Raw genomic sequence first — 21395 nt, 5'->3', positions numbered from 1 at the left:
CGCGACAGCCTTCCCGTTTATAATCTTGCTGACTCATCTATCAGCGTATCGCCTCAAACTGAAAGATCATGACCGAATTCCTTCGTCGCCCAGCCGCGGGTATCCCGCCCGTACTGACAACCCCTCAGGACTTTCACGAAGCGGCGGAGGCAATCGCCGGTGGGCACGGACCAATCGCGATTGATACGGAACGTGCTTCCGCATTTCGCTACAACGATCGCGCTTTTTTAGTCCAGATTAAACGTGCGGGTGCCGGTACCTTTCTTTTCGCACCAGAAGGCGTCCGCCAGCACCTCACCGAAGCCTTATCACCCGTCATCAACAGCCTAACTTGGGTGGTACACGCTGCAGTATCAGATCTTCCCTGTCTTGCCTGGCTTGGGCTGTACCCAGCACAGCTACTTGACACAGAACTCGGCGGTCGTTTAGCTGGCTTATCCCGTGTCAGTCTCGCTGCAATGTATGAGGATTTACTTGGCATACGCGTAGCCAAAGAACACAGCGCGCAAAACTGGTCCTCGACGCCGTTACCCAAACCATGGGTCGCTTATGCTGCTCTCGATGTCGAAAAATTACTCGAGCTGGCTGCCGAGGTAGAGTATCTTTTACGCAGCCAAGGCAAGTGGGAATGGGCACTGGAAGAGTTCGAGTATGTGCGCAACCAACACGCCACAATCACCGGACCAGAACCCCGCGCGTGGCATTTGATGAAAGGGATGCGCGGACTCAAAATACCTCGACAATTGGCAGTTGCCCGCGAGCTGTGGCTAATTCGGGAGACCACTGCAGCAAACGATGATGTTGCACCAGGCAGTCTACTACCGAATAAGGTCCTACTCGCCTTCGCTAATATCCGCCCCAACACGCTTTCTCAGTTAACACGCGTTCGTGGCTCACAAAATTCACGGTTAGCACCAGAAGTGTGGTTGACCGCAATTCAACAGGCTGAAGCATTAGCAGAGGCGGAGCTTCCAATTCCTGGAAAAGGAGAATTAGCGTATTGGTATTCGTCGGGTGGCATTAATACCCGGAATTGGAAGAAAAACGACCCCGACTCTTGGAATACCTGGCAACTCATTCGGGACGATCTCAATGTCTTCGCCGACGAATTTGCTGTGCCAACAGAGAACTTAATCAGCGTTGCCAAGGCAAAAAATCTCACCTGGGATATTACCGTCGCGAAAACCATTCTTTCCGAAGGCGATCTAGAAGCGTCTTTTACAAAACACGGTTTGCGCGAATGGCAAAAAGATATTATCTGGCCTATTTTTGCTGATTTTCTTCCAAGCTAAGCTCTGCAAGCACATTAGCGATGCCGGTCTCGTCAAGCCCGACCTCATGCAGCAATTCGTTACGTGAAGCATGCAATGGAAACACCGATGGGAATCCCAAATGCCGCACAGGCACATCTATCCCTGCTGCAGCGAATTCTTCAGCAATCAGCGATCCAATACCACCGCGGACAATACCATCTTCTACGGTGACAACGACATCGTGATCAGCCGCCAAGCTGAACAAGGATTCCGCTACTGGGACAACCCAACCGGGATCAACGACGGTCACGTTGGAATAGGTTTTTGCCGCAGATACCGCTGCCTCGACCATGGCTCCCATAGCGATCACCAAAACTGAACGAGTTGCCGGAGTAGATTCTTCAGTAACTTTATCGGCGTAATAAACAATATCGACACCATCACGAAGATTCGCCCAAGCTGGAATTTCGGCAGGCAAGTTTCCTTTGGGAAAACGCACAAGCGTAGGCCCGTCGTCGACAAGCAGCGCCTCACGGAACAAACGGCCCAATTGCGCCCCATCTCGCGGTGCAGCGATACGGACTCCTGGTACGACGCTCGCCACAGACATATCCCAAACCCCATTGTGACTTGCGCCATCTGAACCAGTAACGCCTGCGCGGTCCAGGACCAAGGTGACGGGTTGCTTGAGCAACGCTACGTCCATCAAAAGCTGATCAAAGGCGCGGTTTAAAAAGGTGGAATACACTGCAACAACGGGATGCATTCCTGCTAGCGCCAGACCGGAGGCTGAAGCGACCGCGTGTTGTTCCGCGATCCCTACATCGAAAAAACGATCTGGAAAGCGCTGTGCAAATGGCGTCAAACCAGTAGGGCCCGCCATCGCGGCAGTGATCGCAACAATATCTGAGCGTTTCTCAGCAGCCGCAAGCAGTTCTTCAGTAAATACTTGAGTCCAGCCAGGCTGAGATTTCGAGATCGGCAGCCCCGTAGCCGGATCGATCGCACCGGTAGAGTGCATCTGGTCGGCTTCATCGTTAACCGCATGTGCGTAGCCGTGCCCCTTTTCGGTCACAACATGCACGATAAGCGGGCCATGGTGCGTTTTTGCATAGCTAAAAGCTTGTTCCAGAGCATCAAAGTCATGACCATCGACAGGGCCAACATATTTCATGCCCAAATCCGGGAACATCTCTGTCGGCAAGACCGTATGCTTCACACCTTCCTTGAAAGCGTGAAGCGCATCAAACGCACGATTGCCAACCCACCCCATAGACTTCAGAGTTTTCTTTCCATGTTCCATCAGGCCGTCGTATGGTCCAGAAATGCGCAGGTTAGCCAGATTTTCAGCGAAGCCACCAATCGTCGGCGAATAACTACGTCCGTTATCATTAACGACGATGACTACGTTTCGGTCTTTTCCTGCGGCGATGTTATTCAGCGCTTCCCAGCACATGCCACCAGTCAACGCGCCATCACCGACAACCGCCACTACGTTATGTTGTCCTCGCCCGTCCAGAGCGAATCCCTTTGACAAACCATCCGCATAAGCGAGTGATGCTGAAGCATGTGACGATTCTGTCCAGTCATGCTCGGATTCAGCGCGAGCGGTGTAACCAGACAAACCATCTTTTTGACGCAAAGTAGAAAAAAGATGTGCACGACCAGTCACTATTTTATGCACGTAAGATTGGTGGGAGGTGTCGAAGATAAAGGGCTCATCCGGGGAATCGAATACTCGGTGCAAAGCCAACGTTAATTCCACCACACCAAGGTTCGGCCCCAAGTGGCCGCCTGTCACCGACACGTTCTCGATGAGAAAGTCACGAACTTCCTCGGCTAATTGCGGGAGTTGTTCTTGGGACAAAGCCTTGAGGTCGGCGGGAGTCTGTATTCCGCGAAGAAGGCTCATTGTCTCTACCTCAACTCCTCGTCTCATCTGTATTCGTCGGTAACTAACGTATCCATCTTACTCGCTACCTCCCTAGAAATCGGAACCGGCGATTTATTAGGAAAAATCTTACTGTTCACGTGCGTGTTAAGCAGATTTTCTTAATAACACCATAAGTTCGAAGTGATGTGTTCCCGGGAATGCATTTATTAACGTGAGCTTGTCGACCCGATACCCATTATCAGACCAGCTCCTTAAATCACGCGCGCAAGTTGCCGGATCACAACCAATGTGAACCACTGTTTTCGGGTCGGCCGCAGCTATTTCGTCGATTACAGCTGCCCCTGCCCCTTTGCGTGGCGGATCGAGAACTACGCAGTCAGGAGCGGCTAACTGAGCAACTGCTTTTTCTACGTGTTGTTTATGCATCGAAACGTTAAGCCCTTGCAGTGCTGGTTGTGTATTCTCCAGAGCTGCTGAAGAAGTATCGACGCTGTGCAGCACTGAATCCGCAGGGTTTTCCGGGCTCAATGCTCGCGCAATTGCAGGTATAAACAGACCAACGCCCCCGTACAGATCCCAACCGATTTTTCCTGCGGGTTGTCCAGGATCAGCTAGCCATTCCTCAATAATCGCACTATACGCCTGAGGTGCTGCGCGGTGCGCTTGCCAAAATGCGGTGACTGGAAAACGGAATGTTTTGCCATCAACGATCTCGGTGACCTCGCCGCTGCCTTCTAAAACTCTTTCGACTTTCTCCAAGCGCTTCCCACGCCCCGTTTTGCGCGACTCCACGACATGCCGTTGACCAGTTGAATCAATTGCCACAATCAATTCTGCACCCGGCCGGAAACGGCGAGCTCCGGTTCCAACGATGCCTTCGCTAAGACCATCGACGAGCTGACTACAGGGATACTGTGTAACCAGTTCATGACTATGCTTTTTCCGGAGACCAGCTTTCCCATTCTCATCCACACCGAACCGCACCCGGGTGCGCCAACCGCGTACAGGGGCAAGCTCAACGGCGTTGAGTTCTGGCAGCTCTATTTCCGAAAATTTCCCTATTCGCGCGAGCTGATCAAGAAAAACCGAACGCTTCAGTTCCGTTTCCTGGGTGGTATCAAGCGTCGCAAAGTCACAACACCCAGCTCCGGCGGCAGCCGCCTGACAGGTTGGCTTGCCACGATATTTACTGGGGCTGATAACTTCTAGGATCTCACCAGTAACGAAAGATTTCTTTTCTTTCGTAATATCAATTTTTACTCTGTCACCAGGATAAGCAGAAGCAACAAATACCACGCGTCCATCGTCCGCAGTACCAATGCCGACACCACCATGTCCCATCCGGTCAATGGAAAGTTCGAGGTTAGGCACGCTTATCGCTGCTCCTTTTCATTCGTAGGCTGAGCAACGCCTTCATCATCACCGTGCTCACGAGATTTGGTCCCACCAGCAGCCTCCCTAACTGCTTGTTGCGCATCAGCTATGCGGGGCGATTGTTGTTGGCTTTGCGCTTGCCGCTGCTGCATTGCCTGTTGTACCTGCTGCATTAGGCTAGCGGGCATTGTGACCGGTAACGAATTACCTGCCAAAATAGGCTTATCTCCCCGGTAGACGAAAGTCCGCGCAATAACTTCACGTGCCAATTCCGCGAGTTTATCTGCCCGTTGGGCCGGACCTGCCAACGTTACCCGCAACATCCACCGTGGCCGTTCCGCACCAATCACGCGTGTTACAGCCTGTTTGTTTTCACCAACGACCTCTCTACCCCAAGGACCTTGTTCAAAAGTGACCTCGGCACCGCTTTGTTTCATGCTTTGCGCAATCTCATCAGCAGCTTCCTCCCACTGGCCAGCCGATGATGGTGCAGCGAAAGCAATCGGAGTGAGCCGACCATAGTGGGTGACCAAGTGGAGCATCTTCGGACCTTTTTCACCCATTTCAACCTGTACCTGCGAATCTTTCGGTACGGCAAGCTTCAGTGAACCAAGGTCTAACAACCCGGAGGAAAACTCACCAAAGTCGAATTCATTAATGTCAACGGTGTCTCCGTCGAATGGGCCGGTTTCCCCTATCGCTCCAGCTTCCACGGGAATAATCGGTGCATCGTGAGCAGATACTGCAGAATCTGCATTTTCCTGCGCCTCGGCACTAGTTCCCGCCGCCTTCTCGTTGGCAACAGCTGAAGTTTGAGCTCCAGCTCGGTCGCTCTCCAGGTTCAATTGTACATCCCGCTGAGCTTCCCCACTGGATTTCTCATTCGCGTTCGCGCCAGCTTGTTGCGCTGGTTTTTTCTTTTTCGAAAATCCAAACTTCGAAACTCCAAACAACGCCATAACTAGTGTTGTCCTTTCCCGCAGTAATATGCATACTACGTCTTTAGGCTAAAAACCGATTTTGGGTTCAAATGTTTTGCGTGACAGAAACCGAAGCGTGCCCAGCTAATGGGTACCGGTGGAGCCGTAGCCACTAGAACCACGAGCAGTCTCATCCAATTGTGCAACTTCCACAAAGTCCACAAGCTCAACGCGCTGAATCACCAATTGCGCTATCCGCATACCACGAGTGATCTCAATAGGTGAGACTCGATCAAGATTAATCAGACACACTTTGATCTCACCACGATATTGCGCATCAATAGTTCCCGGAGAATTAACGATACTTAAGCCTTGACGTGCAGCTAGTCCAGAGCGTGGATGCACCAAACCTACGGTCCCCTCCGGTAATGCAATAGCAATTCCGGTTCCGACCACAGCCCTTTGGCCTGGTTCCAAGGTAATATCTTCAGTTGCGCACAAATCAGCGCCTGCGTCACCCGCGTGGGCTCGAGTCGGTAAAGCTATTTCCGGATCCAGTCGCTGGATTTTTATCGGACTCAAATCAGACAAGCTCATGTATGCAGACTACCCTGTATGCAAAGTAGTCGTCGGACAAAGGCTGCACTGAACAAGACAATCGCTCCCCATTGCTTTTACTCAAGCGCCCAGGGTTGGGGTTCTGTAGTTTTCGCGGGCTAAAATATCGCTCATGAGCGAAGTAAAATCTGCCCCGGAAATTCTTTACCACGAGCGCCAATGGGTGCCTTGGCATTGGTGGTTGATTGCATTGGCAGCAGTGACGGTTGGCACCGGGCAATTAGCCCTGAACCGCAATTTGTGGTGGTTTGCCGTGCCCTTTTTGATTTTCGCTGCGCTCGCCATATGGGTTCTTTTCCACCTGTCCTCAACCGTCATCCAGGTAGAAAAAGATTTTGACGGCACACGCTGGCTAATTACCGGAGATGCACAATTACCCGCGGATATTGTAAGTCGGAGCTTGGCTGTTCCTAAAAGTGCACGGCGGAACGCAATGGGGCCACAGCTGGACCCTGCAGCTTTTCTTGCCACCCACAGCTGGGTACCGCACTTGGCCATGCTCGTATTGGATGATAAAGACGATCCGACTCCGTACTGGCTAGTCAGCTCGAAAGACCCCCAAGCCTTGCTCGAAGCCTTTTTACCCGATCAAGCACTGGACGCTGCGCGCCAAATGCAGGGCTAGCTCGCTTTAGACGGAAATAATGCCAACTCCAGGGTGGCGCTCAGAGACAATGATTCCGGCTGACTTATAGCCCCGGGGCACGAAAGAATCAGGCACAGTCCAGGCAAATCTTTTGCCCATCTTCTTCATGTGAAAGGCGTTTGTTTCGCTGCACTAAAAAGCAGCTATCGCAGGTAAACTCGTCGGCCTGGCGTGGCACGACTTTCACGTTCAGTTCTTCGCCAGATACGTCGACTGTTGGTGGCTCAAATGGCTCGACAATTTCGCCGTCTTCATCCATCGGGTCAGAATCGTTCTCCGCAGCCTTCAGCCCTTCCAGCGAATCTGCTTCCAGTTCGTCTTCCGGTCGAGTACGAGCCGCATCGTAATCAGTAGCCATTTATCCACGTCCTATTGGGTAGTTGATCAGCAAACAGTTGATCTTTGTCTATGTGGGACGGATACTAAGGCAAAATAACTATATTGTCATATTTGCAGCTCAAACGTGGTTTTGAAACCATTATTGGTTTACTGGCAATGATGCTAGCGCACCCGCGCCCCGTAGAATTTCATCCATGGTTTCAGCTATGCCAGGCGCGTACGCCACCAAGACTTCTCCTGCGCTGCCTTCAGTCGAGAGCTTCGGTGCGCGGACCACTGCACCGGCTTCTTGTGCAATCAACATCCCTGCAGCATAGTCCCACTTATTCAACGCTGCCTCATAGAAGGCATCAACTTGGCCACTAGCTACTCGACAGAGATCTAACGCTGCAGACCCCATCCGACGAATATCTCTCACGTCACCCAACAATCGCGCCAGAATGCTCGCTTGTTGAAGCCGCCGGTCGCTCAGATAGGAAAATCCAGTAGCGACCAATGCGGCAGATGAATCAGTTATAGAATTCGTGCGCAATCTTCTCGGCTTTTTGACGAGAGTGAAACCGTCGGACGATTTCACTGTATGAGGGGTTATAGCGTACGCCCCACCGCCTATATGCGCGGAATACATCACGTCACCAGCGACGTTATAAACCGCTCCGGCAACAGGGGCAGATCCCCATACCGCAGCGACTGACACTGCGTATTCTGGAATACCGTACAAGAAATTCACTGTTCCGTCGATCGGATCAATAATCCAATCGATACCGGTTGACCCCTGCTGTCCAGTGCCTTCCTCCCCGACCACGCCATCGTTTGGACGTAATGTCAGCAGCTTTTCAACCAGTGCGCTCTCGGTTGCTTTATCAACGGCCGTGACCGGATCGACCGAACTGCTCTTTGTTTCTACTGTGTCAGCGATGTCAGATATCGTGCCTATTTCATTGGAACTGTGAGAAATAACTTCCCCGCCCAATTCTGCTAGCCCGCACGCAATCTCCTTAAGCCCGGCGGGAGACAAGTCCTGATGCATGCTTTGATGCTCAACAAAAGCGTTTATTACTTGTTCTCGGGACATAGTCATGCTTTTATCTTAGCCATTCCAGTATTTTGTGGACTCTGATCACGAATCATTGCTTGCTCGTGCGCTAGTCTGTCATCCATGCAAGAACAGCAACTCGGTTTTGGCATTGACATCGGCGGCTCCGGCACGAAGGGCGCGCTGGTCGATTTGCAAACAGGCGATTTTATTGGTGAACGCATCAAGTTCGAGACACCCAGGCCCTCTACTCCAGAGGCGGTCGCGGCCACCGCTGCACGCATTGTTGAATTAGCAGAATGGGACGGACCTATCGGGATCACTCTGCCCGGTGTCGTCCGCGGTTCATCAATGCTGACTGCAGCGAATATCGACGCCTCGTGGCTGCATACCAACATCCATGACGCATTTCAGTCAGTTCTTGGCGCACGTGACATCACTTTCTTGAACGACGCCGACGCCGCCGGTTTGGCAGAAGTCGCCTATGGTAATCCTCAATCGAGAAGTGGCGCTGTCATATTTTTGACTCTTGGCACTGGTATCGGGTCGGCTTTTCTAGTGGATGGCAAGCTGTTTCCAAATACTGAGCTAGGACATCTTTTCGTTGGTGAAGAAGAGGCAGAAAAGATTGCTTCATCGGGCGTCAAGAAATCGCTCGGGCTAAGCTTCACAGAATGGGCACCACGGCTAGAAAAAGTTCTTGTCGAATACGAACGGCTCTTCAATCCCTCAGCTTTTGTCATTGGTGGCGGTATTTCACGCAAATCTGCACGTTGGCTACCGCTCTTAGAAATTTCAACACCAATTATTCCTGCGACCCTCCTGAATCGGGCGGGGATAGTCGGCGCAGCCTTAGCCGCACATTCCCCTGATTACCTGGCAGGTTAGTGGAAACATCCGTGAACCACAGATTGATGGACCGCGTTGTCACCCCCTGACAACGCAAAACCATACGGTGTCCGTTATACTGGGCGCTCATTCCCTAGCATCTACTATGGTGTTGGTGTGACATGGTCCTCACACCGGCGTCCACAACACGCTGTATACATAGGTAGGCTAGATCATTGATGTCAGCACAATCCGGCGAAAGGGCGTACGTGTCAGCCACTGAATCTTCCGATCAGTCTCTTGCTGAGGGCGCACCCAGTTCTGCTCGCGCGCAAAGCGCGAAAAAAGCAACTAGGAAGTCAACCAGCAAGCCGAAGACCGCAAAGGCAACAACCGACAAGGTCCCGCAAAGCGGTGTGTCCATCGATCCCGAAGAAATCTCGCCTGCAACCGCACCGGTAGCGGATCCACTACTCGATGAACCTGGAGACGACGAAGACACCGACGTTGAGCCGGATCTTGCCGACGCCGATGCATTTGTAGACGAACCCCTAGACGATGATCCAGAACCCGCTGAACCGGAGCTCGGCGAAGAGGATGACGACGAAGATGTCGGCAGTTCCGTCTGGGACGAAGATGAATCTGCAGCTCTCCGCCAAGCCCGCAAGGACGCCGAGCTAACAGCATCAGCGGATTCAGTGCGCGCGTACCTAAAGCAAATTGGTAAAGTCGCGCTGCTCAATGCAGAACAAGAGGTTTCTCTTGCAGAACGTATCGAAGCCGGCCTGTATGCACAGTTCCGTATAGAAGAAATGTCGAAGGCTTTGGAAGCCGGAGACAAACAGGCAAAACTATCGCCTGCGCTCAAGCGTGATCTCCGGTCCATCGCTCGCGATGGCCGAAAAGCTAAGAATCACCTACTTGAAGCCAACCTTCGTCTTGTGGTCTCACTCGCTAAGCGTTACACGGGACGCGGTATGGCGTTTTTGGATTTGATCCAAGAAGGTAACTTGGGATTGATCCGAGCAGTTGAAAAATTCGACTACACCAAGGGTTATAAGTTTTCTACTTACGCCACCTGGTGGATTCGTCAAGCAATTACCCGCGCGATGGCAGACCAAGCCCGGACCATCCGTATTCCAGTACACATGGTTGAGGTCATCAATAAACTGGGTCGTATTCAGCGCGAACTACTGCAGGATCTAGGCCGCGAACCGACCCCCCAGGAACTCGCGAAAGAAATGGACATCACCGAAGAAAAGGTGATGGAGATCCAACAATATGCCCGAGAACCAATTTCGTTGGATCAAACCATCGGCGACGAGGGAGATAGCCAGCTCGGTGACTTCATTGAAGATTCTGAGGCTGTAATCGCGGTCGACGCTGTTTCCTTCACCCTGTTGCAAGACCAGTTGCAAGATGTCTTAACGACGTTGTCTGAACGGGAGGCTGGAGTGGTCCGGTTACGCTTCGGTTTGACTGACGGCATGCCACGCACCCTGGATGAAATCGGACAGGTGTACGGAGTTACCCGGGAGCGTATTCGCCAGATTGAATCGAAGACAATGTCGAAGTTGCGCCACCCTTCTCGTTCACAAGTATTGCGGGATTACCTCGATTAAGCTTTTAAAGCTGACATCGCAAAATCCTCACCCGCTCATATGCGGGTGAGGATTTTGCGTATTTATTATGCGCTCATGTCCCGAGCGCTGGAAGAGCGGCCGAAACAATGCAAAAGCGAGGCCAAACTAGCTGTCGTAATTCTCCACATTCGTGTTGATGCATTGCTCAATGGCATCCTCATCATCACCGTGTTGGTCAATACAGTCAACAATCCCCACCTCATCGAAAATATTGTAGACAGCAACCATGATTATTACTCCTACGATCATCGACAGAATCGAAGTCACCAACCCCACCACCGACATCACGGTGCGCCGGTTTTCCGGGTGACGTTTTCGACCGACAACCAGGGCTACAATCGCAAGAATCGTGCCGATAATGCCAAGCAACGAGCCGAATACAACAATTGATCCGAGCAATGACAAAATGCCAACCCCTAGAGCCCACGGCGCAACTGGGTTTTTCGACTCTTGCTGTGTTTCGAATCCGCCGTATTGTGGAGCCGAATATCCTCCAGCGTAGTACGCATCATGTGCAGTGTGATTCTCCACGGACTGATCCTGGTTTACAGAAAAATCATAACCTCCGGATCCATATCCTTCATTGCCAGATTCGAAGCCGGAATTTTTGCCTTCCGCATACTCGCCGTATTGGCCGTCAGAATTGTTTGGATTATTGGGGGTAGTCATCTACTTTGCTATCCCTTCACGCATAGATGTAATTAACTATTTTTACCTTACCTTGCTTAGTCCCACTTATGTAGTGCTTCCGCCTTGAGCGGAGACCTCCACATCGGATTCACAAGGCTAACTAGTACAGGCTATTTTCTTCTACCACTTTCGCAAATAACGAATGCGCTCTTTCAACTGCTGTGCATTGCACAACGCCGTCGGCGGACCCCCACATGCTTTACGTGCTTCCGTATGTATCGCTCCGTGCGGACGCCCTGATTGTTCAGCTTGGACTGCAACCAGCGTGTTCAGTTCTTGGCGTAATTTGGGAATCTCCACCGCAGCAACATCATTGGCTTCCTTGGAATTTACGCCTTTCACATTGGAATTTATTTTTCGAGGCGCCCCAGATGCTGGTTCGACTAATCCGTTTTTGAGCTTGTGTTGGTATTCGAGTTCGGCTTGCCTCCGAGCTTTCTCCTCGGCTTCCCGAGCATCAAGCTGTTCTTCTTGCCTTTTTCGCAGTAATGCTCTGACCTGCTCTTGGTCAAGCAACCCAGGTAGTCCGAGGAAGTCCGCTTCCTCATCGGATCCGCTAAACGCACCGGTACCGAATGTCGAACCATCGTAGATCAAGGAATCAAGTTCTGCCGATGCACCCACAGATTCAAAAGACGATTCTTCGGTCCGCTCATTTTTTTCTTTGTTCGCTTCAGCGACAGCATCTTCGTCCCAAGCTTCTTCCCTGTGCGGTTTGCCGATCACGTGATCGCGAGAGGTTTCTAGTTTTTCCGCAAGATCTAACAGCGTAGGCACAGAGGGCAAAAACACACTGGCAGTTTCTCCAGGCATACGGGATCGGACGAATCGCCCAATGGCTTGGGCGAAGAATAATGGCGTCGACGCCGAAGTGGCATACACTCCTACCGCTAAACGGGGAACATCCACGCCTTCAGATACCATACGCACCGCAACCATCCACTCGTCCGTGGACTCAGAAAAAGCGTTAATGCGCTCAGAAGATCCAGGCTCATCAGACAAAATCACCGATACAGGAGTAGAAGAAATCTTCTCCAGGATCTTAGCGTAAGCACGCGCAGTGGTCGTGTCGGTAGCAATTACCAGCCCACCCGCATCAGGCATATTGGTACGGATTTGTTCCAACCGTGTGTGCGCCGCTTGCAATACAGCCGGAATCCACTCACCTTTCGGATCCAGAGCTGTTCTCCAAGCACGCGCAGTTTCTTCTGCGGTTAATGGAGTTCCTAAACGCGCAGAAATTTCTTCACCCGCACTTGTACGCCAGGTAGCTTCACCTGAATATGCCAGAAAGACGACGGGGCGAACGACACCATCGGCAAGCGCGTCGCCGTAACCATAAGTGTGGTCAGCCTGGGAAATTTCGTGGCCTTCCCCGTCTTCTTCATAACGTACGAAGGGAATATAAGAATTATCTGAACGAAACGGCGTGCCTGTAAGCGCCAACCGATATTCGGCCTCGTCATATGCTTCACGAACACCATCACCCCAACTTTTTGCGTCACCGGCATGGTGAATTTCGTCAAGAATCACCAAGGTACGTTTCGCCGAGGCCAATGCATGGTGCTTTAATGGGTGCATTCCCACCTGGGCATAGGTGACAACTATGCCGTCGTAAGCCTGGTTAATGACGCCAGCGTTGGTGAAACGATCATCCAGCGAAACTCCCACCCGACCAGCAGCTGCTGCCCACTGCCGTTTCAGATGCTCAGTAGGTACTACAACGATGACACGATCTACCGATCGATCCTCTAATAATTCAGTCGCGACCCTAATCGCAAAGGTGGTTTTACCTGCACCCGGAGTCGCGACTGCCATGAAATCTCGCGGACGCGACGTCAAAAACTTTTGCAACGCAGCCTGCTGCCACGCACGCAGCCTGGAGTTATTGTTGAATCTGCGCGGTCTCGCCACTAAATACCACCATTGCTAGAAATAGCTTTTGTTGCTTGCCCCAAAATATCGAGTGAATTCTATTTTTTACGCAGGCCAGAGTATATCTCCTGGCATTTCGGGCATACCGGCGAGCCAGGCTTGGCTTGTTTGCGAACCGGAAATTTTTCTCCACACAACGCGACAATCATTTTGCCACTGACCGCTGAATCTACAATCTGATTCTTTTTCACATAGTGGAAGAACTTTGGTGTGTCGTCGTCGGTTCCTGTCTGATCTCGAGTTTCTGGGCGTTCTAGAGTCTGCGTTGATGTAGTCGTCATGGGCATCCATTTTGCCGTATTCATAGGCATTTGGGTAGCCAGGCTCTAGGCTGGGAAGCATGACTACTGGAAGCTCGCGTGGTACTAACGGGCCTCATAGCCCGCGACGCTCACTCCGGCGTCACTTTCGTAACGGTTCTCGCCGGAATAAGCCCGTCCTGATTACCACTGCGCGTATGACCCGCGCGCAAGACCGAAAAAAGCGCGAATGGTGGTACGGATTACTCCAATTCTTAAGAGTTCCGCTAACTCTGGTGTGCGTCGGAATGTATGTGGCTTGGGATTGGGTGCTCATTCCCGTCCTGCTGGCCACGCTTACGTTTCCATTGCCGTGGATAGCTGTAATCATTGCGAACTTAGACGGCGCCCCCCAAGACAAACGCCAGCCGCGAGTATATAAACCCGCTATCGTTCGCCAAACCCAGCAGCGCACTAAACAGCAGCTACCTACGTCTGATGCCACGTACGACCCGCCGCGCGAGCTTCCGCCGGGAATCATCGACGCCGAACCTCGCGATTCGCGTGAGTAATAAAGACGATAGGAAACGAATAACCTTCTACAATGATTCATTGATGAGCACTCACCTAGATTCCAGTACCCCTGACCCAGCCGAACGTTTCGGCGAGGCTGCAAGCGATTTAACCGCATACTTCACCGAGGTCGGTTTTGACTCAGCCGGCTTAGCTGCCCACTTGGGGCCAGAATACCTCTCTGCACTACACCGTGGCGATCCCGGGGCCCTGCGTTTTCGCACACAGACAGGAAACGTCCTAGACAGGCTTCTTCAGGCTTTTATACTCCGCGACCCGGTGGAAAAAACCGATTTTGTGCAGCTCCTCGGCACTGAGCTGGCAAATAAAGTCATTGCTGCAAATATTGCGGTTACCCATGGCCCTGCGATTGTGCGCGTAGTCATCGATGTGCGTCCACACATCATTAACGGCATTAGTCGATGGGTGTTTTCTGACCCTGATGCCGCCATGGTGCGTCAAGATGCGGCCGAGGACCATGTACCGGGTGTCGGGGCCGCATCATTATCGCTAATGCAATTTTGCCCCACGACACCAGTCGGTTCGGTCTTAGATTTAGGAACAGGCTCGGGTGTACAGATTTTAGGGCAGGCACAAGCTGCAGATCAGATCACCGCAACGGATATTTCTACCCGTGCACTCGCCTTGGCAGATGCCACAGTTCGGGGCGCTGGACTTGCGCACAAAGTTACTTTCTCCACTGGGCCCTGGTTTGCACCGGTCGCCGGGCAAAAATTCGACCGAATTGTTGCCAATCCACCATTTGTGGTCGGGTCCACGGACATCACCCACACGTACCGTGATTCAGGTCTGGAATTAGATGGTGCCAGCGAACTAGTCGTGTCGGAAATTTCAGATTATTTAGCCCCGGGTGGCTCTGCTTATTTACTCGGATCATGGGTCCACCAGGGCGATATACCTTGGCAGCATCGGGTAGCCGGTTGGTTGCCGAGTCATGGTGTTGCAGCCTGGATCCTGCAGCGAGATTTCGCAGATCCGGCACATTACGTCAGTACGTGGCTACGTGATGAAGCAATCGATCTGCGTTCCCAAGAAGCCAGCGAACGCAGTGCCGAATGGCTACAACATTTCAATAATGCTGATGTCCATGCCATCGGTTTTGGTTATATCGCGATTCAAGACATCGGCGATCAGCCTTCAGAAATCATCGCTGAAGAAATCCCCCAAGCGTACGACGATCGGCTTGCCGACGAAGTGTCTGAGTATTTTCTACGTGCAGCTTGGCTGCGCGAGCAAACAAAAGACACCATTGCTGAAAGTCAGTTTCAACTGCGGCCACAAGTAGCCCGAGAGATAATCGAGGTTCCTGATACCGACTCCGGGATGGGCTTTCGCCCCTCGGTCTACCGACTCACCCGAATGGATGGCCCACGCTGGTCCCACGAAGTAGATCATCATGTGGCAGCAATCGTAGCCGGTTTACATCCGCAAGGCTTAGCACTAGCAGAAGTCGTCGAGATGTATACCGCCGCGCACGGACTCGAAGGCGAGCTTCTAGACCAAGCAACCCGAGTTATTGCAGACCTGGTCAGGCACGGGGTGGTGATTCCTGCAGAACTTCTCGACGTTTAACAGGCAGATTCAATACCGCAGTAGTTGAACAAGCACAATCCTGGCGGCCGATATCACCCCCGTGCAGGCCGCTGCCACCCCAGCATCAACAAGGGAGCTATCACGATGAAAGCTGTACTAACCCGTGTATCTTCAGCAAGTGTAACCGTCAACGATCAAGTCGTCGGCCAGATTTCTGCACCAACAACCGGGGGGGATTCTTGCCCTTGTTGGAGTGGGGATCGATGACGCCAACCAGGAAAAATCCTGGCAAAAAATGGCCGCGAAGATTGCAGAGTTGCGGATTCTAGACGGGGAAAAGTCGGCGTCGGAAAGCGATGCGCCGATTCTTGTCGTCAGTCAGTTCACTCTCTACGGGCAAACTGCTAAGGGACGGCGCCCGTCCTGGTCAGAAGCTGCCCGCGCCGAGGTTGCGGAACCACTAATAAACAACATTGTCTCAGATCTACGTGAACGAGGATTAGATGTTGCCACCGGGAGCTTCGGTGCGAAAATGGAAGTCTCTTCTGTCAATCAAGGACCGTTTACCGTATTGGTGGAAACCTAGTCACCATAAACCCTATTTTCGCCTTAAATTACCCCCGACAATTACCCCTGCAATGACACAGGGAACAACACATGTCAATGAATCGTTATTAGCTATGTAAACGGCAACTTGAGGAGGCCATCACTGTGACTACCGCTCCCGTGCAAGAATTCGACGAAGAAGAGCAGGATCGGGGCTCCCGTCGTGGCCACACGAACGACAATCCATCTGCGGATTTAGTTCGGGTTTATTTGAATGGCATCGGTAAAACCGATCTGTTGACCGCTGACGACGAGATTGAACTCGCACAGCAAATCGAGGTTGGCTTGTATGCGCAACATTTGCTTAACGATCCAGAGCAGCATCTAACTCGCGCCAAAAAACGTGATTTGAAGGTCCTTGCGAAACAAGGGAAAAAAGCACGCTCCCACCTCTTGGAGGCTAATCTACGTCTGGTGGTCTCCCTCGCCAAGCGTTATACCGGGCGTGGCATGCCCCTGCTGGACCTTATACAAGAAGGCAACCTCGGGCTGATTCGAGCCATGGAAAAGTTCGACTATGACAAAGGCTTTAAGTTCTCTACGTACGCAACGTGGTGGATACGTCAGGCAATTACACGTGGCATGGCAGATCAGTCACGAACCATCCGCCTTCCAGTTCATCTTGTCGAACAGGTCAACAAACTTTCCCGAATCAAACGGGAAATGTACCAGTCTCTAGGGCGCGAGGCCACCAACGAGGAGCTTTCGGAAGAATCCGGCATTCCCGAGGACAAGATAGAGATGCTGCTCCACCAATCGCGTGACCCGGTCTCTCTCGATATGCCTGTCGGCGCCGACGAAGAGGCACCATTGGGAGATTTCATCGAAGATGCTGAAGCGACCGACGCGGAATCTGCAGTCGTGGCTTCGCTTCGACACTCCGATATACGGGATGTCATCGGCACCTTGGAACAACGAGAACAAGATGTCATCCGCTTACGGTACGGTTTAGATGACGGGGTTCCACGCACCCTGGACCAGATCGGTCGGCGATTTGAACTGTCTCGCGAGCGCGTCCGCCAAATCGAGCGAGAAGTGATGGCAAAGCTACGTGACGGCCACCGCGCTGATCGCCTACGCGAATACGCGCAATAGTCAACAGTTATTAACGGTCACGAAGCACCGTGAAGGTCTGGTTAATCCGTACCAGGCCTTCTTTTTGCGATAGAATAGCCAGCAGGCATTAGACGAATTAACAGGAAGGTTTCCCAACGTGAGGGACTTGGTCGATACCACTGAGATGTACCTGCGTACGATCTATGAGCTGGAAGAAGAAGGAATCACTCCACTGCGAGCTCGTATCGCAGAACGCTTAGAGCAGTCAGGCCCGACGGTCTCACAGACTGTCGCACGCATGGAACGCGACGGCCTGCTGCACGTCCGTCCAGACCGCAGTTTGGATCTGACTGTTCACGGGCGTGAATTAGCCACTAAGGTCATGCGCAAACACCGTTTAGCGGAGCTGCTACTTACTGAAGTCCTCGGCGTCGATATCCACGACGTGCACGACGAAGCCTGCCGTTGGGAACACGTAATGAGTGACAACGTTGAGCGTCACGTGGCATCCATCGTGCAGGACTGTTCCCGCTCTCCATTTGGCAACCCGGTTCCGGCTCTAGAAGAGCTCGGCGTCGATGTCGAGTCTCTCCCTAAGGTTGCACGCGCAATTGATCTTCCAGAAGAGCAAGAAATCGACGGAACTGTTGCGCAGATTAACGAAATCTTGCAGTCCGAAAACGACCGGCTACGCGAATTGACCAATGCTGGCATCGTGGTTGGCGCCAAAGTCAATGTTGTTAATTATGGCCATTCCGTAATTTTGACTGCTGGTGATGGGCCGAAAGTTGTTCTTAACGAAACCCTGGGCCACGCGATCCGCATCGCGACTAATTAGTCGCTAGCCATCCCATTTCATAACGTCGAACACAGGAGCCACATAAACATGCACGTGTTGGTCACTGGTGGCGCTGGATACGTCGGAAGCGTTTGCAGTGCTGTTCTCCTCGAATCCGGCCATGACGTGAGCATCATTGATGATTTTTCTACCGGCAACCGCGATGCAGTGCCGGCAGAAGCCCACTTAATCGAAGGTGAGCTCAGCAAGATAATTGATCAAGTCCTTGCAGAGAAATCATTTGACGCCGTCGTGCATTGTGCTGCACGCAGCCTCGTTGGAGAATCCGTGTCTAACCCTGAGTTGTATTGGCACGCAAACGTAGTCACTACACTTCGTTTACTCGACGCTATGCGGGCACACCAGGTTTCCAATCTCGTTTTTTCCTCCACGGCTGCAGCCTACGGCGAACCCGAGTCGGTGCCGATTGAGGAATCCGCGCCTACTAAACCCACCAACCCTTACGGCGCCAGCAAATTAGCGATTGACCATATCATTAGTTCTTACACTAAAGCTTATGGACTGGCAGCGACATCCTTGCGGTATTTCAATGTCGCTGGAGCCTACGGCAAAATTGGTGAAAATCGTCGTATAGAGACTCACCTTATTCCGCTAATTTTGCAGGTAGCACTCGGTCATCGTGACAAGATCATGGTTTTCGGTGACGATTACCCCACGGCAGATGGCACCGCCGTGCGAGATTACATCCACGTTTACGACTTGGCTCAGGCCCATGTGCTTGCTCTAGAGTCAAATATAAAAAGCTCGCACAGGGTCTACAACCTGGGTTCGGGTAATGGTTATTCAGTGCAGGAAGTGATCTCCCAGGTTCGCGCGACGACTGGCCACCCAATCCCGGCTGAATTGGCCCCACGTCGTGCAGGTGATCCCGCCACCCTCGTTGCTTCTTCTGCCAAGATCACCACCGAACTCGGTTGGAACCCCACGCGCACAAACCTGCCGACTATTGTTGCAGACGCCTGGGAATTCACTCGCCAGTTAGGTGTTAACGCTCATTCTCATCCAAGAGCCCGCACTTAACCGCGTCGAGAGCCGCATAGTGCATTCCGGAACTTACAGCCGCAAATAATAATTGGCTTAAATTGTGGCTTGGTTGCTCATGTAACGCGACCGTTAATGCCTGGCTTGCAGATAAGACCTGCCCGAGTTCAAGAAAAACCAGTGCGAGTGTTGCCAGGGCATTTGCACGCAACTCCCCGGATAGGCTGCGCACCGCTGCTATCAACAGATTTTTCGCAGCTTCCGGGGCGTCTAGCATCACGCCGATCACTTCATCCCTAAGCACAGTACGCGACATCCAGATCCCGACCGAGTCGATTATTTCTTCCTCGGATAACAACTCCTCTGTCGTTACGTCATTTCTGGCAAGGCCATTCAGCAATGCTGTTGCATCACTACTTGCGTTTGCGTCAACACTCGAAGATCGGTTGACCCGCCGTTGTATCTCACGAGTACGAGCTGTTCGTTGTTCTTCGTCACTGTCGGTGTCATCACCAAGCAAATAAGCAAACGCTTCTTGCCTGGTTAAGCTAGGAAGTTCGTTGCGAAGACTCCATGGGTGCATCGCCGGAGATGCCACAACCGATCCAACTGTGCCAGTCCGCCAGATCGTTGGTGTGATTTCGTCATAAAGCACTTCTACACCAAATAACAAGCGATACCGTGCGCCTTCACGGGTTTCATCAACCAACCAACACCCCATGAGCGGAACTTTTCCAGCCGCATCTGCCTGTTGAATAGCTTGAAACCAGGCTTGTTTTTCAATCCACCCTGAATATTCATGGTCATTACCTACGGCACGGTCGCTGACAATAAACCCAACGTGGAATGCGCATTGCGCATTTGCCAGATAACGGGCTATTTCTCCACTAGGAAAATCATCACTCAAATCAACTCGGACTGTCGGCCCAATATAGACGCTACCGTCCGGTTTTGAATAATATCCCTGGACTACAAACGATTCTTCTGGGTAAAAACCTAGCAATCCCGGTAGGTTTGCAATCAATTCGTCCGGCGTCGCAGCTAGGAGCCCATTTTCACCACTACTACGGTTCTCGTGCATTGCGCTTTTTCTAGCAGCATTGCCGTGCCGATATCGAGCATGTGATCTTTTCGAATTCCGGTTCCTCATGCCAACCAGTGTCAATGCTTTTACTATGCCTTTCCATGCTATTCGAGCACGAGCAAGCTAATCTGTGGATAACTAAAGTTATCCACACTCGCGCGGGCAACTGGGTTGCCTCCCAGCTATGCACGGAATAAGGTCTCATATTTCGGCGTTACACCATGTAGAAACTGATGCGGAGAAGGACTGAATGTCAGTCGCGCGCAACAGCGCTAGAATGCAACGAGGAGGTGCGCCAATGTACGACGATGCACGTGAAATGTACGAACTGGAATATCCGGCACCCGATATGGGTAACAATTCCAACGACCGCCTGACTTTAGTGGTGGCATTAAACGGTTATGCTGATGCTGGAATGGCTGTGGAGGCGGCTGCCGACCACCTCATTTCGGCGCTAGACCATCGCCCAGTAGCCACATTCGATTCAGATGAACTAGTCGATTACCGTTCTCGGCGCCCGGCGGTAACCATCGCAAACAACGAGCCGGTCGAGATCGAAAACACCGAAATTAGCATCAAGGTTTTGCGAGATAACCAGGGTAAGCCGTTTTTGCTACTGTCCGGACCAGAACCAGATTTGCGTTGGAATGGATTCACCGAGGCGGTCGCTGACCTCGTCGAAAAACTGGATGTGCAACAGACAATTTGTCTCTACGCCGCCCCCATGACCGTCCCCCACACGAGACCGATGACGATTTCCGGCCACGGCAATTCTCAGGAATTAATCAAGCGCCTAGTTTCGTGGGATCAAAAACTCATGGTGCCAGGCTCCGCTGCTCTCTACCTAGAGCGTGCGTTGCACAAGCGAGGTCGTAATGTCGCTGGTTACACAGCTCATGTTCCACACTATGTAGCCTCCTCGCCTTATCCGCTGGCGACGTACAATTTGCTTAGTTCAGTCGCTAACGCTAGCAATTTGGATTTGCCGCTGGGGAGCTTGGAGCACGACATCCAGCGCACCAGTCAACAGCTAGAAGAACAGATTTATCAAGCCGATGAGGTGCAATCCCTAGTAGCTGGGTTAGAAGAACAATTCGATGAGGGTTTAGAACGTTACCGAGAAAAGAATCCTCAAGCTATCTTGCCAGGTGAGCAAAATATGCCGACTGGTGATGAGATCGGAGCATCGTTCGAACAGTTCTTAAATTCCCTCGACGGTACTGAGCATGGAGAAGCAGACGAAGAAGAGTAGCTTTCATTGATCGAC

General features: G+C 52.0%; 20 protein-coding genes and 1 pseudogene. 11 read left to right on the top strand and 10 right to left on the bottom strand.

What is annotated here, in order from left to right; translation table 11 throughout:
• The first annotated feature begins 68 nt into the window (after positions 1–68).
• Complete coding sequence (locus A5774_RS02955; RefSeq protein WP_064833269.1) at positions 69–1292, top strand: HRDC domain-containing protein; 1224 nt, start codon at positions 69–71, stop codon at positions 1290–1292.
• Here A5774_RS02955 and dxs read toward each other — a convergent pair.
• The 4 genes from dxs to dut all read right to left on the bottom strand — a co-directional run bounded on the left by dxs (position 1264) and on the right by dut (position 6038).
• Positions 1264–3165: a 1-deoxy-D-xylulose-5-phosphate synthase gene (dxs, locus tag A5774_RS02950; RefSeq protein ID WP_023019383.1), complete on the bottom strand. Its 1902-nt coding sequence runs from the start codon at positions 3163–3165 to the stop codon at positions 1264–1266. The two genes, A5774_RS02955 and dxs, sit on opposite strands and share 29 nt — an antisense overlap.
• A gap of 126 nt (positions 3166–3291) precedes the next feature.
• Complete coding sequence (locus A5774_RS02945; protein ID WP_348650492.1) at positions 3292–4518, bottom strand: TRAM domain-containing protein; 1227 nt, start codon at positions 4516–4518, stop codon at positions 3292–3294.
• Between the two features lie 2 nt (positions 4519–4520).
• The gene (locus A5774_RS02940) at positions 4521–5480 is read right to left on the bottom strand and encodes a DUF3710 domain-containing protein (RefSeq protein ID WP_082936078.1); all 960 of its coding nucleotides are present in this window, start codon (positions 5478–5480) and stop codon (positions 4521–4523) included.
• 105 nt (positions 5481–5585) lie between these two features.
• A complete protein-coding gene (gene dut, locus A5774_RS02935) occupies positions 5586–6038 on the bottom strand; it encodes a dUTP diphosphatase (RefSeq protein WP_035000605.1) in 453 nt (150 codons plus the stop codon).
• A 133-nt stretch (positions 6039–6171) separates the two neighbouring features.
• Between dut and A5774_RS02930 the strand changes: the two genes are divergently transcribed.
• A complete protein-coding gene (locus tag A5774_RS02930) occupies positions 6172–6684 on the top strand; it encodes a DUF3093 domain-containing protein (protein WP_021352591.1) in 513 nt (170 codons plus the stop codon).
• A gap of 88 nt (positions 6685–6772) precedes the next feature.
• Here A5774_RS02930 and A5774_RS02925 read toward each other — a convergent pair whose 3' ends face one another.
• Positions 6773–7063, bottom strand: coding sequence for a DUF4193 domain-containing protein (locus A5774_RS02925; RefSeq protein ID WP_021352592.1), 291 nt, complete (start codon positions 7061–7063; stop codon positions 6773–6775).
• 120 nt (positions 7064–7183) lie between these two features.
• Positions 7184–8125 carry an inositol monophosphatase family protein gene (locus A5774_RS02920; RefSeq protein ID WP_231892325.1) on the bottom strand — a complete coding sequence of 314 codons (942 nt, stop codon included), beginning with the start codon at positions 8123–8125 and terminating at the stop codon, positions 7184–7186.
• 78 nt (positions 8126–8203) lie between these two features.
• On the opposite strand from A5774_RS02920, the gene ppgK reads away from it, so the two are divergent.
• A complete protein-coding gene (ppgK, locus tag A5774_RS02915) occupies positions 8204–8968 on the top strand; it encodes a polyphosphate--glucose phosphotransferase (protein WP_064833266.1) in 765 nt (254 codons plus the stop codon).
• Between the two features lie 179 nt (positions 8969–9147).
• Positions 9148–10530: an RNA polymerase sigma factor gene (locus A5774_RS02910; RefSeq protein WP_023019376.1), complete on the top strand. Its 1383-nt coding sequence runs from the start codon at positions 9148–9150 to the stop codon at positions 10528–10530.
• A 126-nt stretch (positions 10531–10656) separates the two neighbouring features.
• On the opposite strand, the gene A5774_RS02905 is transcribed toward A5774_RS02910, so the two are convergent.
• The 3 genes from A5774_RS02905 to A5774_RS10845 all read right to left on the bottom strand — a co-directional run bounded on the left by A5774_RS02905 (position 10657) and on the right by A5774_RS10845 (position 13457).
• On the bottom strand, positions 10657–11220 hold the full coding sequence (locus A5774_RS02905) for a tripartite tricarboxylate transporter TctB family protein (protein WP_051619281.1): 564 nt from the start codon (positions 11218–11220) through the stop codon (positions 10657–10659).
• 141 nt (positions 11221–11361) lie between these two features.
• Complete coding sequence (locus A5774_RS02900) at positions 11362–13155, bottom strand: DEAD/DEAH box helicase (protein ID WP_064833265.1); 1794 nt, start codon at positions 13153–13155, stop codon at positions 11362–11364.
• A 59-nt stretch (positions 13156–13214) separates the two neighbouring features.
• Positions 13215–13457 carry a DUF3039 domain-containing protein gene (locus tag A5774_RS10845; RefSeq protein ID WP_081703770.1) on the bottom strand — a complete coding sequence of 81 codons (243 nt, stop codon included), beginning with the start codon at positions 13455–13457 and terminating at the stop codon, positions 13215–13217.
• Between the two features lie 59 nt (positions 13458–13516).
• On the opposite strand from A5774_RS10845, the gene A5774_RS10840 reads away from it, so the two are divergent.
• The 6 genes and pseudogenes from A5774_RS10840 to galE all read left to right on the top strand — a co-directional run bounded on the left by A5774_RS10840 (position 13517) and on the right by galE (position 19083).
• Positions 13517–13987 (top strand): DUF3099 domain-containing protein, encoded by a 471-nt coding sequence (locus tag A5774_RS10840; RefSeq protein WP_082936077.1) that lies wholly within the window; start codon positions 13517–13519, stop codon positions 13985–13987.
• Positions 13988–14030: 43 nt separating this feature from the next.
• On the top strand, positions 14031–15581 hold the full coding sequence (locus tag A5774_RS02890) for a methyltransferase (RefSeq protein WP_064833260.1): 1551 nt from the start codon (positions 14031–14033) through the stop codon (positions 15579–15581).
• A gap of 105 nt (positions 15582–15686) precedes the next feature.
• A pseudogene (gene dtd, locus A5774_RS02885) lies at positions 15687–16128 on the top strand (D-aminoacyl-tRNA deacylase).
• A gap of 125 nt (positions 16129–16253) precedes the next feature.
• A complete protein-coding gene (locus A5774_RS02880) occupies positions 16254–17243 on the top strand; it encodes a sigma-70 family RNA polymerase sigma factor (protein ID WP_018119693.1) in 990 nt (329 codons plus the stop codon).
• A 118-nt stretch (positions 17244–17361) separates the two neighbouring features.
• Entirely contained in the window at positions 17362–18042 is a 681-nt protein-coding gene (locus A5774_RS02875; protein WP_021352603.1) for a metal-dependent transcriptional regulator, read from the top strand.
• Positions 18043–18090: 48 nt separating this feature from the next.
• Positions 18091–19083: a UDP-glucose 4-epimerase GalE gene (gene galE, locus A5774_RS02870; RefSeq protein ID WP_027017896.1), complete on the top strand. Its 993-nt coding sequence runs from the start codon at positions 18091–18093 to the stop codon at positions 19081–19083.
• On the opposite strand, the gene A5774_RS02865 is transcribed toward galE, so the two are convergent.
• Complete coding sequence (locus tag A5774_RS02865) at positions 19049–20125, bottom strand: DUF4192 domain-containing protein (RefSeq protein WP_027017895.1); 1077 nt, start codon at positions 20123–20125, stop codon at positions 19049–19051. The genes galE and A5774_RS02865 overlap by 35 nt on opposite strands.
• 301 nt (positions 20126–20426) lie before the next feature.
• Here A5774_RS02865 and A5774_RS02860 point away from each other — a divergent pair, with 301 nt between their 5' ends.
• Positions 20427–21380, top strand: coding sequence for a PAC2 family protein (locus A5774_RS02860; protein WP_021352606.1), 954 nt, complete (start codon positions 20427–20429; stop codon positions 21378–21380).
• Positions 21381–21395 lie beyond the last annotated feature (15 nt).

Origin of the sequence: Corynebacterium sp. EPI-003-04-2554_SCH2473622, assembly GCF_001665955.1 — a bacterium.
Taxonomy (GTDB): Bacteria; Actinomycetota; Actinomycetes; order Mycobacteriales; family Mycobacteriaceae; genus Corynebacterium; species Corynebacterium pseudodiphtheriticum.
This window is presented reverse-complemented; position numbering and strand designations above follow the sequence as displayed.